A 17994-nucleotide genomic window follows, 5' to 3' on the forward strand; every position below is an offset into this window, starting at 1 on the left:
TGTTGATGCTGGGCCTGCTGGCCCTGATCCTGATCCTGCTGGTCCTGATCTGGGCCCGCCACAAGCCCCAGGCCGGCGTGGCGCCGGAGCTGCTGCAGAGCAACGAGCGGCTGGAGCGAGAGCTGCGCGACGAGCTCGGCCGCAGCGCCAGCGGGACGCGCCAGGAGCTGCTGCAGGGCCTGGCCCAGTTCCAGCAGGTGCTGACGCAGGGCCTGCAGGGCAGCAACCAGTCCCTGGCCCAGCAGGCGCTGGCCGCGCGCGAAGCTCAGGATGCAGCGGCGCTGCGCAGCGTCCAGGCGCAGGCCGAATCCATGCAGCGGCTGAACGACGCGATGCGCGAGCAGCTGCAGGCCCTGTCCAAGACCAACGACCAGCGCCTGGCCGAGCTGCGCCTGACTGTCGAGCAGCGACTCACCGCCATCCAGCAGGACAACGAGAAGAAGCTGGAGCAGATGCGGGCCACGGTGGACGAGAAGCTGCACGCGACGCTGGAGCAGCGCCTGGGCGAGAGCTTCAAGCAGGTGGCCGAGCGGCTGGAGCAGGTGCACAAAGGCCTGGGCGAGATGCAGAACCTGGCGCGCGACGTGGGCTCGCTCAACCGCGTGCTCACCAACGTCAAGACGCGCGGCGTGTTCGGCGAAGTGCAACTGGCGGGCCTGCTGGACCAGGTCTTCACGCCCGAGCAGTACGCCGCCAACGTGGCGACGTTGCCGGGTTCGTCGGAACGGGTGGAGTTCGCGATCGCGCTGCCGGGCCAGCGCCGGGATGACGACATCGGCGGCAAGCCGCTGTGGTTGCCCATCGATGCCAAGTTCCCCCGCGAGGACTACGAGCGTCTGCTGGATGCGCAGGAGCGCGGCGACCCGGCGGGCGCGGAAGCCTCGGCCAAGGCCATCGAGAACCGGTTGCGGCTGGAGGCCAGGACCATCCGCGAGAAGTACATCGGCCCGCCGCACACCACCGACTTCGGCATCCTTTTCGTGCCCACCGAGGGCCTGTATGCCGAGGCCTTGCGCCGCCCCGGCCTGGTGGAGGGACTGCAGCGCGAGTTCAAGGTCATGCTGTGCGGCCCGACCACCTTGCTGGCCACGCTGACCAGCCTGCAGATGGGCTTTCGCACGCTGGCGCTGGAGAAGCGCTCGGCCGAGGTCTGGGAGGTGCTGGGCGCCGTCAAGACCGAGTTCGGCAAGTTCGGCGACGTGCTGGCCAAGGCCAAGAAGAAGCTTGAAGAGGCCGGCAACACGCTGGACGCCGCCGAGGTGCGCACACGCGCGATGACGCGCAAGCTCAAGGGCGTGGAGGCGCTGCCGGACGATGCGGCTCAGCGCATGCTGCAGCTTGGCCCGGGCGAGGACGCCGAGTGAGTCGAGCCCGTGAAGGGGAGGCGGCGCAGCAGAGCCTGCGCCACGCGTTCAAGTGGCTGATCGCCACCATGATCTGCGTGCACGCCTGCATGGCCACCACGCGTGTCACCGCCAGCCTCTGGGTGCTGGACCAGGGCTACGGCGAAGCCTCGGTGGGCTTGCTGCTCAGCCTCTTCGCGGTCGCACCCATCGTGCTGTCGCTGTGGGCCGGGCGACTGGCCGACCGGCACGGCTTCCACCGCCCGGTGGGCGTCGGCGTGGCGCTGGCCTTCGTTGGCGCGCTGCTGGCGCTGGCCGTGCAGCAGCTCTGGTCCATCGCGCTGGGCTGCCTGTTGTGCGGCGGTGCCGTCGCGGTGGCGGCCGTGGCCATGCAGCGTGAAGCCGGGCTGATGGCCGAGGAGCCGGGCGAGCTCAAGAAGATCTTCAGCTGGATGGCGCTTGGGCCTGCGCTGTCCAACGCCGTCTCGCCCGTCATCGCCGGCCTGCTGATCGACCACATCGGCATGACGGCGGCCTTCGCCTTCGCGACCGGCCTGCCGGTGCTGGCCTGGGCGCTGGGCCGCAAGGTGCCGCGAAATCCGCCCAAGATCCACTCTCAGAGCTTTCGCGATCGCGCCGCCTGGGACCTGTTTCGCCTGCCTGTCTACCGCCGCCTGCTGGTCGTGAACCTGGCGCTGTCGGCCGGCTGGGACGCGCACACCTTCGTCGTGCCCGTCGTGGGCCATGCGCGCGGCCTGTCGGCCGCCAGCATCGGCCTGGTGCTGGGCAGCTTTGCGGTGGCAGCCACCGTCGTGCGCCTGGCCATCGTGCGCTTCGCCGACGACATCGACGAGGGCCGCGCGCTGCGTGCGGCGATGACGGTGGCGACGCTGACCTTCTTCGCCTATGCCTGGCTGCCCGGCACATTCGGCCTGATCTGCGGCTCGGCGCTGCTCGGCACGGCCCTGGGCTCGGTGCAGCCCATGATCCTGGCGATGCTGCACCGCGCGACACCGCCCGAGCGCCACGGCCAGGCGCTGGGCCTGCGCATGCTGACGCTCAACGGTGCCACCGTGGCCATGCCGGCCGGCTTTGGCATGCTGGCCGTCGCCACGGCCACGGCGGCGCCGATGTGGCTGATGGGATCGCTGCTGCTGGCTGCGCAATGGCCGGCTCGCAAGCTGTGAGCCCCTCGTCCGAGGGTTTCCTTGGGCGGCCCTTCCGGGGACGGTGATGCCGGCGCCATCGAGCCGCTGGCACATCGCCTTCGTGGGGCGGCTCGGGAGCGGCCATCGCCCGGCAGTAACGCTCGGTCCGGAGGCTCAGTCCTGAAGCTCGGCCATGGCGCACGCCGTGCAGCCCGGAGCGAGCGGGGGCGCAGGAAAACGCGGTAGCGGGTTCAGGGCCTATCCGTTCTACTGGTGTGACAGGAGGCCCTGGATGCATGCCCTGGTCGTCGGCGTTGGAGCGCTGGGTTGAAGGCCCGCCTCGGCTACGGGCTGGTTGCGCTGGCGGCCGCGTTGCTGGGCCTGGCCATGGCCTTCTGGCAGGCGGACGTGCCGGTCCTGGAGCGGCCCGACCATTGGCTGCAGGACTGGCAGACGGCGTGGCGCGGCCCGCTCGCGCCAGGACAGGAGCTGCCGCTGCTGCTGGTTCGCGTGGATGACGCCGCGCTGGAGGCCCTTGGCGGCCGCGTGCCCGACCGTGCCGAGATCGCCCGCGCCGTGCAGGCCCTGCACGCAGGCGGCGTGCGGGCCGTGGCGCTGGACATCTTGCTGCTGCCCGGCGGCGGCACGGCCGAGGGCAGCGCGGCGCTGGCCGCAGCGATGAAGGCCTGCGCCTGCACCCTCATCCCCTTTTCGCTGCCCGACGACGGCGAGGCCGGTGCGGCGGCCGCGCTCGCACCTGTGCAGGCCCAGGCCCTGGCGCGCTTCGAGGGCGACGTCGCGCTGGCGCGCAGTGAAGCCTTTTACCGGCCGCGCCGCCTCGTCGCACCGGAGGCAGGGCTCGCGCAGAGCGCGGCGGGCCTGGGCCACATCAGCGCCAAGCCCTCCAGCGATGGCAGCCTGCGCCGCGACCTGCCGGTGCTGCGCCTGGACGGCAAGGTCTACCCCTCGCTGCCGCTGCGCCTGGCCGCCTTCGCGCGTGGCGCCGACTGGAGCCGGGCGCAGGCTCGCTTCGGCGCCGAGGTCAGCGTGGGCGAAGCGCTGCGGTTGCCGCTGGACGAACTGTCGCGCATCGGCGTGAACTACTACGGTCGCAGCGGCAGCTTCGACAGCGTGGGCTTTGCCGATCTGCTGGCCGGTCGCGTGGACCCGGCCCGGTTGCATGGCCGTGTCGCCGTGCTGGGGGTGTCGGCCCTGGCTGCCGGCGACCACCTGCCGTCTCCCTTTGACGCCCGCCTGCCCGGCATGGAGCGCATCGCCACCGTCACCGACAACCTGCTGACCGGTCGCAGCCTCGTGCACCCTGCCTGGGGCGGCGCGGCCGAGCTGGCAGCCGTGGTGCTTCTGCCGCTGGCCGCGGTGCTGTTGCTGGCCAGCCGGCCGCTGGGCACCGCGCTGCTGCTCATCGGCGCGGGCGTGCTGGTGCTGCTGGTCGCTGCGCAATGGGTGTTCGAGCGCCACTACCTCGTCTTCTCGCTGGCGCCGCCGCTGCTGGCCCTGCTCCTGGCAACGCTGGGCGCGAGCGCGCTGCGTGCCGGCGCCGAGCAGAGCCAGCGCCGCGAAGCCGCGCGGCGGCTGGCGGCCAGCGAGCAGCGCTACGCCCTTGCGGCCCAGGGCGCCAACGATGGGCTGTGGGACTGGGATCTGACGGCCCATGAAGGCGCGGGCGAGGTCTACTACTCGCCGCGCTGGCTGGCGCTGATGGGCCTTTCGGGCGAAGAGGCCGGCCACGCCATCCAGGCCTGGACGCTGCCGCTTGAGTCCGCCGCGCGCCTCGCGTTCGAGGCCGAGCTGCAGGCCCATCTCGACGGGCGCAGCCAGCAGTTCCACCATGTGCTGCATTTCAACCAGGGCGGCCAGGAGCGCTGGCTGCTGGCGCGGGGCCTGGCTGTGCGCGAGGAGGGGCGGCCCGTGCGCATGGCCGGCTCACTGACCGACATCTCCGAGAGCCAGCGTTTGCAGCGCCAGATCAGCTTCGACGCACTGCACGACCGTCTCACCGGCCTGGCCAATCGCGTGCTGTTCCGCGAGCAGTTGACGCACTTGCTCACCGGCTTGCCGGCACCCGAGACAGGGCTGTTGCTGCTGGGCCTGGACGGCTTCCGAGCCCTCAACGAAACCCATGGCCCGGTGGCGGGCGACGCGGTGTTGACCGAACTGGCCTCGCGCCTTCGCATGACTTTCGGGGCTCGCCATTTGGTGGCCCGCATCGGTCCGGACCAGTTCGCGCTGCTGCTGGCCGGCGGAGACAGTGCCCCCACCCTGGCGCGCGGCGTGCAGGCCCTGCTGCAGCAGCCATTCAATGTCGTCTCACCCGCGCTGCGGCTGACGGCGGGCATCGCCTGGGCGCAGCGCCGCCATGGCCCCGCCACGGCCGACGAGCTGCTGGCAGCGGCCGAAGGGGCGTTGGCGCGCGCCAAGTCCGGCGGAAGCGGCCAGATGCATGAGTTCGACCCCGCCGAGCAGCTCGTCGAGCAGTCGCGCCGCTGGCTGCGCGAGGCCATCGATGCGGCGCTCGCCAGCGGCGACCAGTTCCAGCTGCATTACCAGCCCTTCGTGCGGCTGGCGGACCGAAGCCTGCTCGGCTTCGAGGCGCTGATCCGCTGGCGCCACCCGACCAAGGGACTCATCATGCCGGGCGACTTCATCCCCGTTGCCGAGGCCAGCGGCCAGATCCGCGCCATCGGCCGCTGGGCGCTGCTGGAGGCCGCGGGCCAGCTGCGGCGCTGGCAGCCACTGGGGTTCGCGGGCGAGGTGGCCGTCAACCTGTCGGGCGTGCAACTCGAGCGCGACGTCCAGCTGCTGGCCGATGCGCGCGCCACGCTGGCCGCGCTGGGTGATGTACCCGCGCGCCGCCTCAAGCTCGAAGTGACCGAGAGCATGGCCATGGCCAATCCGCAGCGCAGTGCCGAGGTGCTGCAGGAGCTGGCACGCATGGGATTCAAGCTCAGCATCGACGATTTCGGCACCGGGTACTCTTCGCTGGCCTATCTGCATCGCTTCCCCTTCGACACGCTGAAGGTGGACCGCAGCTTCGTCATCCGCCTGGGCCAGGGCCGCGAGGCGCAGGAGATCGTCCGCACCATCGCAGGCCTGGCGCTCGCGCTGGGCAAGCAGACGCTGGCCGAGGGGGTCGAGGACGAGAAGCAGGCTGCGCTGCTGGCGCAGCTTGGCGTGCAGGTCGGGCAGGGCTGGCTGTTCGCGAAGGCGCTGCCGGAGGAGCAGGCGAGTGAGGCGATACGCAGCGTGCCATGGCGGCGTTAGGGCTGGATGCGCCGACGCCCCGGAGCTAGGCCGGGGCGATGGGGCGATGGGGCCCGCCGGATCGCATGACCGGTCGGGCCGCGGGCCTGGCAGCGGGCCCGCCAGGCGCTTCTTCAGAAGTCGTGCCAGTCATCCGTGCCGGTCCTGCCGGCCGAGGGAGCCTGCGGCTGCGGTGAGTGCGGTGCTGCCGGTTTCGCCGCCCCGAACTGGGTGCGGACGACGTTGGTGGCCCGATTCGGGCCACGGCGTTCGCCCTGTGGCAGCTGGGGCACCACCTGTGCCACTTCCGGCGAACGGGGGCTCGCGTCCAGCGAGAACACGGCGACGGCCTGCACCAGCTGGGCTGCCTGGATGCGCAGGCTCTCCGCGGCCGCCGCGCTTTCTTCGACCAGCGCGGCATTCTGCTGGGTGACCTGGTCCATCTGCGTGATGGCCTGCCCGACCTGATTGACACCAGCGCTCTGTTCGCGGCTGGCGGTGCTGATCTCGCCGACGATGTCGCTGACGCGACGGATGGCGGTGACCACTTCCTCCATGGTCTGGCCCGCGCGATCGACCAGGACGGATCCCTGCTCGACCTGGTCGACGCTCGCGGAGATCAGTGCCTTGATCTCCTTCGCGGCCTCGGCGCTGCGCTGCGCCAGGTTGCGGACCTCTCCGGCCACGACGGCAAAGCCGCGCCCCTGCTCGCCGGCCCTCGCGGCCTCGACGGCCGCGTTGAGCGCCAGGATGTTGGTCTGGAAGGCGATGCCGTCGATGACACCGATGATGTCCGAGATCTTCTTGGAGCTTTCGTTGATGCCCTTCATGGTGTTGACGACCTCGTTGACGACCTCGCCGCCCTTGGCGGCCACGCCGGATGCGCCCTGCGCCAGCTGATTCGCCTGCTGGGCGCTGTCGGCGTTGCTGCTGACGGTCGTGCCCAGCTCGTCCATCGTCGCGGTCGTTTGCTGCAGGGCACTGGCCTGCTCTTCGGTACGCTGGCTGAGGTCGGTGTTGCCCATCGCAATCTGGGCCGAGCCCGTTGCGATGGAGTCCGACACCTGGCGCACCTGGTGGACGATGGAAGACAGGCTGGCCTGCATTGCGCCCAGTGAGGCCAGCACGCTGCCTTGCGGTGCCTTGTCCGCGTGAGGGACCGGGCTCAGGTCGCCCTCGGCCACCTTGCGTGCGGCAATACTGAGGTCGGCCGGCTCCGCACCCAGGGCGCGGCTCAGGCGCCGGACGATGACGACTCCGGCAACGGTGGCGGCGGCGAAGGCGATGGCGCAGGCCAGCAGCAGGAGGTTTCGTTCCGCGGCGTACTGCTGTCCGGACTCCAGGATCATCTGCTCGGCGCGCTGAGTGGTGTATTCGAGGTAGCTCCGCTCCGCCGCGATCAATGCCGCCAGTAGCGGCCGGCATTCCTCGTTCATCTTCTGCACCGCCTGCTCGGTCTGCTTCTTCAGCGCCAGATCCACGATGCTCAGGGCCACGGGGGCGTACTTCTGCTCAATGTGTGCCATGTCATTGATCAGATCGCGCGCCTTCTGGGGCACGCCGTCCGCGCTGCCCATCAGCTGCAGCTTGGACAGGCGCTCCGTGACGTCCTTGTGGGCTTGCAAGACCTCGGCCTTCTCGGCTTCGAGATCGGATGCGTTGGTCACCAGGACCAGATTGCGCGCGGCGATGGCGCGCCGGTCCACGGCGGTGCGCACGCTGGCCGCCATGGCGGCCCGTGCATTGACGCCCTCGACATAGTGGACGAAGTTCTGGTTGGCGTCGTGTAGCGACTTCATCGACAGGCCCGCCACGATCAAGAGTAGCAAGGCGAGGCCGCCGAAGGCGGTGGTCAACTGGGCGCGCACGGTCAAGGTCTTGGTAGTCATGGCGATGTCCTTTGGTTGCTTAGTGGGTCAGGCCGATGCCTGCGTCGGCGATGAGGGTGGCGATGTCCAGCATGACCAGCGTGCGTTGGCGCTTGCCCTGCTGGACACCTGCGATGCCGGTGATGTGGCGGCCATTGATGGCGCCCCGGAATGCGGGGGCCGGGCGGATGTTTTCGGCGCTGAGTTCGAGGACGTCCGAGACGGAGTCCACAACCACGCCCAGGGTGCCGCCCGGCAGGTTGAGCACGACGGTGACTGTCTTCGCGTCGAAGCGCTGCGGTACGTCGAACTGCACCCGGAGGTCGACCACGGGCACGATCTCGCCCCGCAGGTTCAACACGCCCGAGATGAAGGGTGGGGCGCCCGCGATCCGGGTCGAGGCTTCATAGCAGCGAATCTCCTGGATACACAGGATGCTGATGCCGTACTCCTCGGCCCCCAAACGGAAGCTGAGGTATTCCTGCGTGACGGAAGCCTTTGCCCAACCCGGTTGGGTCTGGGAAGGGCGGATGGCGGTGGAGGTCATGTCGGCTCACTCCTGGCTGGTACGACGGGTTGACGATGACCAAATGATATTTAATAAGTAGTAAAAATGATATTTATGAAACAAGTTGGAGGGGCTTTAAATGTTAAAAATGACCGAATCGTGACGCTGGGAAGGCTTGAAACGGGAGCTGGAGGCCATTCGCCCGTGTTGTCCTTGGGGGCGCCGCCAGTCGTTGCCGGGCGGCGCCGCGCTCCCGTGTGGCTGTCTGCGACGCGGCCTTTGCGTTGCCGTCGTCCGCCCAGGCCGTCGACCGTGGCAGCTGCGAAACCGCGCAGAATGACCAGCTCCAGAAAACACAGACTCCGGTGGAGACAGACTGAATGCGAACGACCCTGAACGGATGGCGGCCGGCCGGCCCCGTGGTGGCGGCCCTGCTTTGCCTGGTGCTGGGTACGGCACAGGCGCAGCTGGCGCCCAAGCCGGCGACCCGTCCGGTCGCGAAGCCCGCCGTCGCGAAGCCGGTCGCCGCCGCGCCGGCGGCGGTACAGCCCGCGCCGGTGCGCGAGCTGGGCGGCATCGAGGAGTACCGCCTGCCCAATGGCCTGCAGATCCTGCTCTTCCCGGACGCAACGCAGACCACCACCACCGTCAACATCACCTATCGCGTCGGCAGCCGCCATGAGGCGCCTGGCGAGTACGGCATGGCGCACCTGCTGGAGCACATGCTGTTCAAGGGCACGCAGCGCCAGAAGGACATCCCCGGTGCCATGGCCCAGCGTGGCGTGCGCTTCAATGGCACGACGACGGTGGACCGCACCAACTACTTCGCGAGCTTCAACGCCAATGCGGACACGCTGGCCTTCTTGCTCGACCTGGAAGCCGACCGCATGCTGGGCAGCCGCGTCGCCAAGGCCGATCTCGACACCGAGATGACGGTGGTCCGCAATGAGTTCGAGCGGGGCGAGAACCAGCCGTTCGCCGTGCTGAGCCAGCGCGTCAACGCGGCGGCCTTTGCCTGGCACCCCTATGGCCACGCGACCATCGGCCCCAAGAGCGACATCGAGAACGTGCCTATCGAGAAGCTGCAGGCCTTCTATAAGCGCTACTACCGGCCTGACAACGCGACGCTGCTGATCGCCGGCGCCTTCGACAAGGCCGCCACGCTGGCGTTGATCGGCCGGTACTTCGGTCCGCTGGCCAGTCCTGCCGTGCCGGTGCCCCAGCCCTATACCGTCGAGCCGGCCCAGGACGGCGAGCGCACGGTCGTCGTGCGCCGGGTTGGCGGGCAACCCATCCTGCTGGCCAACTACCACGTGCCGGCCATCACCCACCCGGACACGCCGGCCCTCATCGTCTACGGCATGCTGATGAGCCTGCAGCCCAGCGGCCAGCTCTACAAGCAGCTCGTCGAGCCCAAGCTGGCCATGGCGGCCGGCATCGGCGGCGTTGGCGGTACGGACCCCAACCTGAGTAGCGCCTACGCGGTGCTGCCGCCGGATGGTGACGTGGCCAAGGTCGAAGCCCTGCTGCTTGACCTCGCCGAAGGTCGAGGTGACGGTCGTGGTGATGGCGGCGCGGCCAAGCCCTTCGACGAGAGCGAGCTGGTGCGCGTGCGTGACATCGCCGTCAACAGCTACCGCCAGCAGATGAAGAATCCCGAGGCGTTGATCCAGCAGATCTCCGGCCTCATCGCCGCCGGTGACTGGCGGCTGCTGTTCCAGCTGATGGAGGACATCCCCAAGGTCACGCTGGCCGACGTGGAGCGCGTGCGCGCCGCCTATTTCCGGCCGGCCAACCGCACGCTGGGCCGCTACCTGCCGGCCAGCGGTGTCGAGCGCGTGGAGATCCCGTCCGCGCCGCCGCTGGCGCAGCGCCTGGCGGAGCTCAAGGGGCCGCCCAAGGTGGAGGAGGGCGAGCAGCTTGACCCCATCCCTGCCGTGCTCGAGACGCGCATGGGCCGCGCCGTCCTGCCCAGTGGCATTTCGTTGCACACGCTGAGGAAACAGACGCGCGGCAACGCGGTCGTGCTGCTGATGCAGCTGCGCTGGGGCGAGCGCGACGCCACCTTCGCGCGCAACGGCACCGGCCTCGTCGGCCGGCTGATGGACGAGGGCAGCGCGGGCTACACCCGGCAGCAGCTGCAGGATGCGCTCATCAAGCTGCGCGCCAACCTCAATGTCACGAGCTATGACCAGGGCGCCACGGTCTTTCTCAGCGCTGAGCGCGACACGCTGCTTCCCGCGCTGCGCGTGGTGGCCGATGCGCTGCGCAGGCCGCAGTTGCCGCAGGACGCCTTCGACCGCGAGCTCAAGGCGTCCATCGCCGGCATCGAGGCTTCGCGCCAGGAGCCCGGCGTGTTGCGCCAGGAGGCTACCCGCGCCCACTACAACCAGGCCCGCGGCGTGAGCCTGGGGAACCCGGACTACGTGATGGGCGTGGACGAGCGCATCGCCAACCTGAAGGCGACGACGCTGGACGACGTGAAGCGTTTTTATGCCGACTACTGGAGCGCCAACGAGGCCCAGGTCAGCGTCGTCGGCGCGCTGCCCGAGGGGCTGGACGCGGAGGTGGACAAGCTCTTTGGCGACTGGAAGAAGCCCGCGGCGCCGAAGTTCGTGCGTTACATCCCGCAGCACGTCGCCGTGCCGCCGGCGCGCTTCGACGCCATCGCCCGTGACAAGGCCAACGCCATCGTGCGCTTGCACCAGACGCTGCCATTGAACTCGGAGGAGCCCGACTACCCCGCGCTTGAGCTGGCCGTGCACATCTTCGGCGGCGGTGGGTTGGAGAGCCGGCTGTCGGAGCGCGTGCGCCAGAAAGAGGGGCTGACCTACGGCATCGGTGCGGCGCTCAACGCGGGCTACTGGGGCAATGCTGGCAGCTTCGCCATCCAGGCCAGCTACGCGCCCGACAAGCGCGACCGCGTCATCGCCGTCGTGCAGGAGGAGGTGGCGCGCATGGCGGCCGACGGTGTGAGTGCGGCCGAACTGGCCCGCGCCAAGAAGGACATCCTCGAGGGCCGCAAGCAGGGCCGGGGCGACCCCGGCGCGCTGGCTGGCGGCTTGAGCAGCCTGGCCGAGCGGGGCGAGACCTGGGCCGCCGCGCAAAAGCGCGATGACGTGCTGGCTGCCGTCACCGTGGAGCAGGCCAACGCGGCCTGGCGCAGGCACATTCGAGCCGGCGACTTCGTCATCTCGACGGCCGGCGATTTCAAGTGAAGGAGACCGCGATGAAGATCGATCCCTATCTGTTCTTCAACGGCCGCTGCGAGGAGGCCATCGCGTTTTACAGGCAGGCCTTGGGTGCCAAGGTTGAGTTCATGATGCGCAACTCCGAAAGCCCCGAGCCGCCGCCGCCCGGCGTGCTGCCGCCAGGCTCGGAGCAAAAGATCATGCACGCCTCGCTGCACATCGGCGGTGCGCTGGTCATGATGTCCGACGGTATGTGCGACGGCAACGTGGCCTTCAAGGGCTTCTCGCTGTCGCTGGACTGCCCCGACGCGGATGCGGCGCGCGAGGCCTTCGCGGCGCTGGCCGATGGCGGCCAGGTCAAGATGGCGCTCGCCAGGACCTTCTGGGCGCCGCTGTTCGGCATGGTGGAGGACCGTTTCGGCGTGGGCTGGATGGTGGGCGTGTCGGACGACGCGGCGTGACGTTCGACGTGCAGTTGCCAGCGCGCCTGAGGGCCGACTGTTCGGCCTGCGTGGCGCTGTGCTGCGTGATCCCTCCCTTCGATGCGAGCCAGGGCTTTGGTTTCGACAAGCCGGCCGAGACACCCTGCCGCCACCTCTGCGCCGACCACCGCTGCGGCATCCACGACGGGCTGCTCGAGCGCGGTTTCGAGGGCTGCGTCGCCTTCGACTGCCTGGGCGCCGGCCAGCGGCTTACGGCCCTGGCCCTCGATCGCTTCGGCAGCACGGACTGGCGCTCCCGGCCGGAGCTGTCGCTCTGGCTGTTTGCCGCTTATCCGCGCATGCGCCTGGCCCAGGAGTGGCTGGCCCGCCTCAGCCTGGCGGCCGCAGTGTCCCGCCCGGACGGGCGGGGGGCATTGGAGGCACTGGCAGCCGAACTTGACGCCGACCTGGCGCGCTGCCCGGACTGGAGTGCGGCCGAGCAGCGCGCCTGGCAGGCCCGCGTGCAGGCGGCTCTGGCGCCGCTCGCCGAGAATCGGGCCTCAAGCAACTGAAGCGATCCATGAATTCAGCGAAATCCGGCCGGCTGGTGGCCCTGGCCGATGAAATCCAGGGCAAGGGCTGGCGCCAGCCGCGCAAGGCCATCCGCGTCGTCGCCGTGCTGAGCGCGCTGCTGGCCGCCGCCACCGTGTTCGGGCTCTTCGATCGATTCGGCATCGTTCGCGGCGAGGCCAAGCCGCAGCGGGAACTGATCGCCGCGGTGGACCTGCGCATCGGCAACCCGGCCGGGGCCGCCGAGCGTGGCGAGGCCAAGGCGCGGGACGACATCGAGGCCGGCTTGCTGCAGCTCCAGGCCTTGGGTCCGGACAAGCTGGACGCCACCAAGGCGCGGCAACTGAAGCAGCGCTATGGCATCGCCTGGGTCCACAAGAGCGCGAAACCCACGCCGCTCACGCAGGCCTTTGCGGATGCCTACAACCGCGTGATGCTGGCCGAGATCGAGCGCCGCCACGGCCGGGAGCTGCTCGATGCGCTGCTGCGTGGCGAGCATGGCGGCGTCGTTGGGCCGCAAAAGGCTGGAACGCAGGAGGCGGCACCATGAAGCTCATCGGCATGCTGGATTCACCCTTCGTGCGCCGCGTCGCGATCTCGATGCGGCTGCTGGGCCTGCCCTTCGAACATGCGGCCATCTCGGTGTTCCGCGGCTTCGACGCGTTCCAGCAGATCAACCCGGTCGTCAAGGCACCCACGCTGATCTGCAATGAAGGAGAAGGCGCCAGCGTGCTGATGGACTCGACGCTGATGCTGCTCTACGCCGAAGCCCTGGCCGGTCGCAGCCTGATGCCCGATGTGCCGGCCGAGCTGGTACGCGAGCTGCGCCTCATCGGCCTGGCGCTGGCGGCCTGCGAGAAGACGGCCCAGATCGTCTACGAGCGCGGCCTGCGCCCGGCCGAGAAGCGCCACCAGCCCTGGGTGGAGCGCGTCAGCGGCCAACTGCTGGCGGCCTACCGGGAGCTGGACGCCGAGCTGGGCCGGGCCGCGCTGGACTCAAGCGAGACAGGCCTGCGCCAGTCCGGCATCACGGTGGGCGTGGCCTGGACGTTCACGCAGAGCCTGCTGCCCGAGGTCGTGCCGGCCGATGGCTTCCCGCACCTCGTCGCGCATGCGGCGGCGGTGGAGGCGTTGCCCGTGTTCCGCGCCATCCCCTGCGATGACGCCGTGCAGCTGAGCTGATGGCCAGGCCCGAACCCCAGACCGTCTACGTCTTCCAGGGCGGTGGCGCTTTGGGCGCCTACCAGGCCGGCGTCGTCGAGGCGCTGGCATCGGCCGAACTGCAGCCGGACTGGCTGGTCGGCACTTCCATCGGTGCCATCAACGCGGCGCTGATCGCCGGCAATGCGCCGGCGGACCGCCTGGCGGCGCTGCGCAGCTTCTGGGACCGCGTGATGCGGCCGGGCCTGTCGCCGCACCTGCCGGGCAACCCCTTCACGGCGGCCTGGCAGACCTGGCAGACGCTGACCAGCGGCATCCCCGGCTTCTTCAAGCCGCGCGGCCCGCAGGCATGGGACATGAACCGCCGCGCGCCGCTTGCCGAGCTGGGCTTCTACGACACCGCGCCGCTGGCCGCGACGCTGCGCGAGCTGGTGGACTTCGAACGCATCGCCAGGGCCGAGACACGGCTGACGCTGTGTGCGGTGAACGTGCGCAGCGGCGAACTGGCCCTGTTCGACAACCGTGATGGCCACACCCGCATCGGCCCCGAACACGTGATGGCCAGCGGTGCGCTGCCACCCGGCTTCGCGCCCGTGGTCATCGGCCGGGAGGCCTACTGGGACGGTGGCATCTACTCCAACACGCCGCTGGACGTGGTGCTGGACGACAGCGAGCGCCGCGATTCGCTGTGCTTCATGGTGGACCTTTGGGATGCCAGCGAGGCTGCCCCGCACACGATGGCGCAGGCGCTGACGCGCTACAAGGACATCCAGTACGCCAGCCGCATCTGCGAGCACCTGGACGACCATGAGCGCATGCAGAACCTGCGCCGCGCGCTGCGTCTCGTCGGTCGCAAGCTCGACGCCAGGGCCGCGGCCGACCCGGCCGTGAAGGAACTTCTGGCCCTGGGCTGCGACGCACGCATCGATGTCGTCCACCTGGTCATGCGCGCGCTGCCGGGCGAGGACTCCTGGCGCGACATCGATTTCAGCGACGCCCGCCTGCGGGCGCGCTGGTCGGCCGGGCTGAAGGACGGCCGTCGCATGCTGGCTCGGGCGCCGTGGAAGGAGGCCGCCGGCCACTGCGTGGGCATGCGCGTGCACACGCTGGAAGACCCGGCCTAGGCCTGGGCGAGCGTGTTCAGCTTCTGGACGGTGGCCCAGTTACGCGTGGTGCCGCGTTCGCCGAGCTGCTTCAGCAGCGCCACCGCGGCCTTGCTTTCGAGGATGCCGCAGCCGCACCACAGCCAGGCCGCATCGGCCGTGACGACGAAGCGCTCACCACTGCCGGCCACGATGTCGGCTGCGGACTGCAGGGATCCGGCGTCGGCTGTGATGGCGACGAGCAGCCGGCTCGGGTCATCGGCCTCGGGGACGGGCTGTACGGATGCGATGGCAGCCCACTCGGCGGACGTCTTCAGGATGACGGCGGCGTCGACGCCCAGCTTGTCGAGCACGGCGGCGCGTATGCGATCGGCGCCGAGCTTCTTCTTCATGTCGAAGACGGCGTTGCCGCTGTTCAGCAGCGTGGTGACGTTCGTCGCCCCCAGCTCGGCGAGCAAGGCCTTGAGGTCGGCCATCGCGAGCCGCTTGGCCTTGCCGACGTTGATGCCGCGCCAGAGGGCGACGTAGCGCATCAGCTCATCCCTTGGTGGCGCAGCAGTGCATCGATCTTCGGTTCACGGCCGCGGAAGGCCTTGAAGTTGTCGATGGCGTCACGCGCGCCGCCCTGTTCCAGCACTTCGTGCAAGAAGCGCCGACCGGTGGCCGCGTTGAACACGCCTTCCTCCTCGAAGGCGCTCCAGGCATCGGCACTGAGCAGCTCGGCCCACTTGTAGCTGTAGTAGCCGGCCGCGTAGCCGCCCGCGAAGATGTGCGAGAAGCTGTGCTGGAAGCGGTTGAAGCTGGGCGGGATCAGCACGGCGACCTCGGCGCGGACGGCATCCAGCAGCTTCTGCACATCGGCTTCCGCACCCGGCTCGCCATGCAGTCGCATGTCGAACAGCGCGAACTCGATTTGGCGCAGCGTCGCGAGCCCGCTCTGGAAGTTCTTGGCGGCGATCATCTTGTCGAACAGCTCGCGGGGCAGGGGCTCCGCGCTGTCGACGTGGCCGCTGAGCTGCTGCAGCACGTCCCATTCCCAGCAGAAGTTCTCCATGAACTGGCTGGGCAGCTCGACGGCGTCCCATTCCACGCCGGAGATGCCGGATACGCCCAGGTCGTTCACCTGGGTCAGCATGTGGTGCAGGCCATGGCCGAACTCGTGGAAGAGCGTGATGACGTCGTCGTGGGTCAGCAGCGCCGGCTTGTCGCCGACGGGTGACGCAAAGTTGCAGGTCAGCAGTGCCACGGGCGTCTGCTGCTCGCCCGAGGGCTTGAGCCAGCGGCTGCGCACCTCGTCCATCCAGGCGCCGGGGCGTTTGCCGGTGCGGGCGTAGAGGTCCAGGTAGAACTGGGCGATGAGCTGGCCGCCACGGCGCATCTCGTAGAACTTGACGGTCTCGTGCCAGACGGAGGCCTGGGCCTGCGAGACGGTCACGTCGAACAGGCGCTCGATGATGGAGAACAGGCCGGCAACGACCTTGGGTGCCGTGAAGTACTGCTTCACCGTCTGGTCGCTGAAGGCGTAGCGGGCCTCCTTGAGCTTCTCGCTCCAGTAGGAGACGTCCCAGCTTTCCAGCGGCTGGCCCTTCGCGAAGTCACGCAGCTCGGCGAGATCCTTCTCGGCGAAGGGCCTCGCACGCGACGCCAGGTCGCGCAGGAACGTGATCACTTCGGCGGGCGAACTCGCCATCTTGGGCGCCAGCGACACATCGGCGAAGCTGGCGTAGCCCAGCAGCCGGGCCTCTTCCTGGCGCAGCGCGACGATCTCGCGCATCGCGGCGGTGTTGTCCCATTCCGGCTTGCCCGATTCACTGGCGCGGGTCACGTAGGCCCGGTACAGCTTCTCGCGCAGCTCGCGGTTCTCGGCGTACTGCATGACGGGCAGATAGACCGGGAAGTGCAGCGTGAGCTTGTGGCCGCCATCGTCCAGCCGGGTCGCATCGAGCACGTCCTGCGGCACGCCGGCGAGTTCCTCGATGGAGGCGACGTAGCTCCAGCCGTCGGTGGCGTCCAGCACGTGCTCGCTGAACTGTTGCTGCAGCTCGGCGCTGCGCTCCTGGATGGCCGCGTAGCGCTCGCGGGCCTCGCCCTGCAGTTCGGCACCGGACAGCACGAAGTTGCGGATGGCGTGCTTGAGCACCTGCTGGCGAGGCGCGCTCAGGGCCGGTCCCTGGGCGGCAACGACAGCCTTGTACTTGGCGAACAGCGCCTCGTTGGCGCCCATGGCCGTGCTGAACTCGGTGACAGCCGGCAGCATCGCGTTGTAGGCCTCGCGCAGCGCCGGCGTGTCGGCCACGGCGTTCAGGTGGCCCACGGCGCCCCAGGCGGCGCCCAGTCGTTCGGTGCTGGCGTCGAGGATGCCTGACAGCGTGTCGTAGTCAGCCGGCGTCGAGGGCTTCACGGCCTCGTCCAGCGCGGCCTGGGCCTCGGCCAGCAACTGCTGGATGGCGGGCTGCACATGCTCGGGACGGATGGCCGCGAAGTCGGGCAGGGCGGCGGTGGAGAGCAGGGGATTGGTCATGGTCAGGCGGACTTGAGGCTGCGTTCAGCGGATTCAAGCGTGTTGACCAGCAGCATGGCAATGGTCATGGGACCCACGCCGCCCGGCACGGGGGTGATCCAGCCGGCCACCGCCTTCACGCCGTCGAAGTCCACGTCGCCGCAGAGCTTGCCCTCGTCGTTGCGGTTCATGCCCACGTCGATGACGACGGCGCCGGGCTTGACCATATCGGCCGTCAGCACGTTGCGCTTGCCGACGGCGGCGACGATGACGTCGGCCTGGCGGGTCATGGCGCCCAGGTCGGCGGTGCCGCTATGGCAGACGGTGACGGTGGCGTTGGCGGCCAGCAGCATCAGCGCCATGGGCTTGCCAACGATGTTGCTGCGGCCGATGACGACGGCGTGCTTGCCCCTGAGGTCGACCATGCCGATGCTCTCCAGCATCTTCATGCAGCCGTAGGGTGTGCAGGCCTTGAAGCCGGCCTCGCCCACCATCAGCGCACCAGCGCTGGCGACGTGGAAGCCGTCCACGTCCTTGGCGGGCGAGATGGCCTCGATGACCTTGTGGTCGTCGATGTGCTTGGGTAGCGGCAGCTGCACGAGGATGCCGTGGATGGTCGGGTCGTTGTTCAGCGCGTCGACGCGGGCCAGCAGCTCGGCCTCGGTCATGGCGGCGTCGTACTTCTCAAGCCGCGAATGGATGCCGGCCTCCTCGCAGGCCTTGACCTTGTTGCGCACATAGACCTGGCTGGCCGGGTTGTCGCCCACGAGAACGACGGCGAGGCCGGGCTGCTGGCCCTTGGCGGTGAGTGCGGCGGCGCGAGTCGCGGCTTCGGCGCGCAGTTGCTTGGAAAGGGCGAGGCCGTCGATCAGTTGGGCAGTCATCTTTGAACTCCAGAAATGCAAAGAGGCCGCAAGCA

General features: G+C 69.4%; 14 protein-coding genes. 9 read left to right on the forward strand and 5 right to left on the reverse strand.

Annotation, left to right across the window (positions count from 1 at the left end; all coding sequences use genetic code 11):
* Nucleotides 1-5: 5 nt before the first annotated feature.
* The 3 genes from QM732_RS04005 to QM732_RS04015 all read left to right on the forward strand — a co-directional run bounded on the left by QM732_RS04005 (nucleotide 6) and on the right by QM732_RS04015 (nucleotide 5773).
* Nucleotides 6-1364, forward strand: a complete 1359-nt coding sequence (locus tag QM732_RS04005; protein WP_415654901.1) for a DNA recombination protein RmuC — start codon at nucleotides 6-8, stop codon at nucleotides 1362-1364.
* Nucleotides 1361-2530, forward strand: a complete 1170-nt coding sequence (locus tag QM732_RS04010) for an MFS transporter (protein WP_415654902.1) — start codon at nucleotides 1361-1363, stop codon at nucleotides 2528-2530. Before QM732_RS04005 ends, QM732_RS04010 begins: the two co-directional genes overlap by 4 nt.
* Nucleotides 2531-2818: 288 nt before the next feature.
* The gene (locus tag QM732_RS04015; RefSeq protein WP_415654903.1) at nucleotides 2819-5773 is read left to right on the forward strand and encodes an EAL domain-containing protein; all 2955 of its coding nucleotides are present in this window, start codon (nucleotides 2819-2821) and stop codon (nucleotides 5771-5773) included.
* 113 nt (nucleotides 5774-5886) lie between these two features.
* Here QM732_RS04015 and QM732_RS04020 read toward each other — a convergent pair whose 3' ends face one another.
* Both QM732_RS04020 and QM732_RS04025 read right to left on the reverse strand, forming a co-directional pair.
* The gene (locus QM732_RS04020) at nucleotides 5887-7641 is read right to left on the reverse strand and encodes a methyl-accepting chemotaxis protein (RefSeq protein ID WP_415654904.1); all 1755 of its coding nucleotides are present in this window, start codon (nucleotides 7639-7641) and stop codon (nucleotides 5887-5889) included.
* Between the two features lie 19 nt (nucleotides 7642-7660).
* A complete protein-coding gene (locus tag QM732_RS04025) occupies nucleotides 7661-8167 on the reverse strand; it encodes a chemotaxis protein CheW (protein WP_415654905.1) in 507 nt (168 codons plus the stop codon).
* 341 nt (nucleotides 8168-8508) lie between these two features.
* Here QM732_RS04025 and QM732_RS04030 point away from each other — a divergent pair, with 341 nt between their 5' ends.
* Genes QM732_RS04030 through QM732_RS04055 form a run of 6 tightly spaced genes read left to right on the forward strand, consistent with a single transcriptional unit; the run spans nucleotide 8509 to nucleotide 14596 of the window.
* Nucleotides 8509-11346, forward strand: a complete 2838-nt coding sequence (locus QM732_RS04030; RefSeq protein ID WP_415654906.1) for a M16 family metallopeptidase — start codon at nucleotides 8509-8511, stop codon at nucleotides 11344-11346.
* 11 nt (nucleotides 11347-11357) lie between these two features.
* A complete protein-coding gene (locus tag QM732_RS04035) occupies nucleotides 11358-11780 on the forward strand; it encodes a VOC family protein (RefSeq protein WP_415654907.1) in 423 nt (140 codons plus the stop codon).
* Nucleotides 11777-12313, forward strand: coding sequence for a hypothetical protein (locus tag QM732_RS04040; protein WP_415654908.1), 537 nt, complete (start codon nucleotides 11777-11779; stop codon nucleotides 12311-12313). The genes QM732_RS04035 and QM732_RS04040 overlap by 4 nt, the downstream gene beginning before the upstream one ends.
* 8 nt (nucleotides 12314-12321) lie before the next feature.
* A complete protein-coding gene (locus QM732_RS04045) occupies nucleotides 12322-12861 on the forward strand; it encodes a hypothetical protein (protein WP_415654909.1) in 540 nt (179 codons plus the stop codon).
* Nucleotides 12858-13493 (forward strand): glutathione S-transferase, encoded by a 636-nt coding sequence (locus QM732_RS04050; protein ID WP_415654910.1) that lies wholly within the window; start codon nucleotides 12858-12860, stop codon nucleotides 13491-13493. Before QM732_RS04045 ends, QM732_RS04050 begins: the two co-directional genes overlap by 4 nt.
* Entirely contained in the window at nucleotides 13493-14596 is a 1104-nt protein-coding gene (locus QM732_RS04055; protein WP_415654911.1) for a patatin-like phospholipase family protein, read from the forward strand. The genes QM732_RS04050 and QM732_RS04055 overlap by 1 nt, the downstream gene beginning before the upstream one ends.
* Here the strand turns inward: QM732_RS04055 and QM732_RS04060 are convergent.
* Genes QM732_RS04060 through folD form a run of 3 tightly spaced genes read right to left on the reverse strand, consistent with a single transcriptional unit; the run spans nucleotide 14593 to nucleotide 17959 of the window.
* Complete coding sequence (locus QM732_RS04060) at nucleotides 14593-15108, reverse strand: DUF1697 domain-containing protein (RefSeq protein WP_415654912.1); 516 nt, start codon at nucleotides 15106-15108, stop codon at nucleotides 14593-14595. The two genes, QM732_RS04055 and QM732_RS04060, sit on opposite strands and share 4 nt — an antisense overlap.
* On the reverse strand, nucleotides 15108-17096 hold the full coding sequence (locus QM732_RS04065; RefSeq protein WP_415654913.1) for a M3 family metallopeptidase: 1989 nt from the start codon (nucleotides 17094-17096) through the stop codon (nucleotides 15108-15110). The genes QM732_RS04060 and QM732_RS04065 overlap by 1 nt, the downstream gene beginning before the upstream one ends.
* Nucleotides 17097-17098: 2 nt before the next feature.
* Nucleotides 17099-17959, reverse strand: a complete 861-nt coding sequence (gene folD, locus QM732_RS04070; RefSeq protein ID WP_415654914.1) for a bifunctional methylenetetrahydrofolate dehydrogenase/methenyltetrahydrofolate cyclohydrolase FolD — start codon at nucleotides 17957-17959, stop codon at nucleotides 17099-17101.
* Between the last annotated feature and the right edge of the window lie 35 nt (nucleotides 17960-17994).

Source organism: Roseateles sp. (genome assembly GCF_047654805.1).
Classification (GTDB): Bacteria; Pseudomonadota; Gammaproteobacteria; order Burkholderiales; family Burkholderiaceae_C; genus Pelomonas.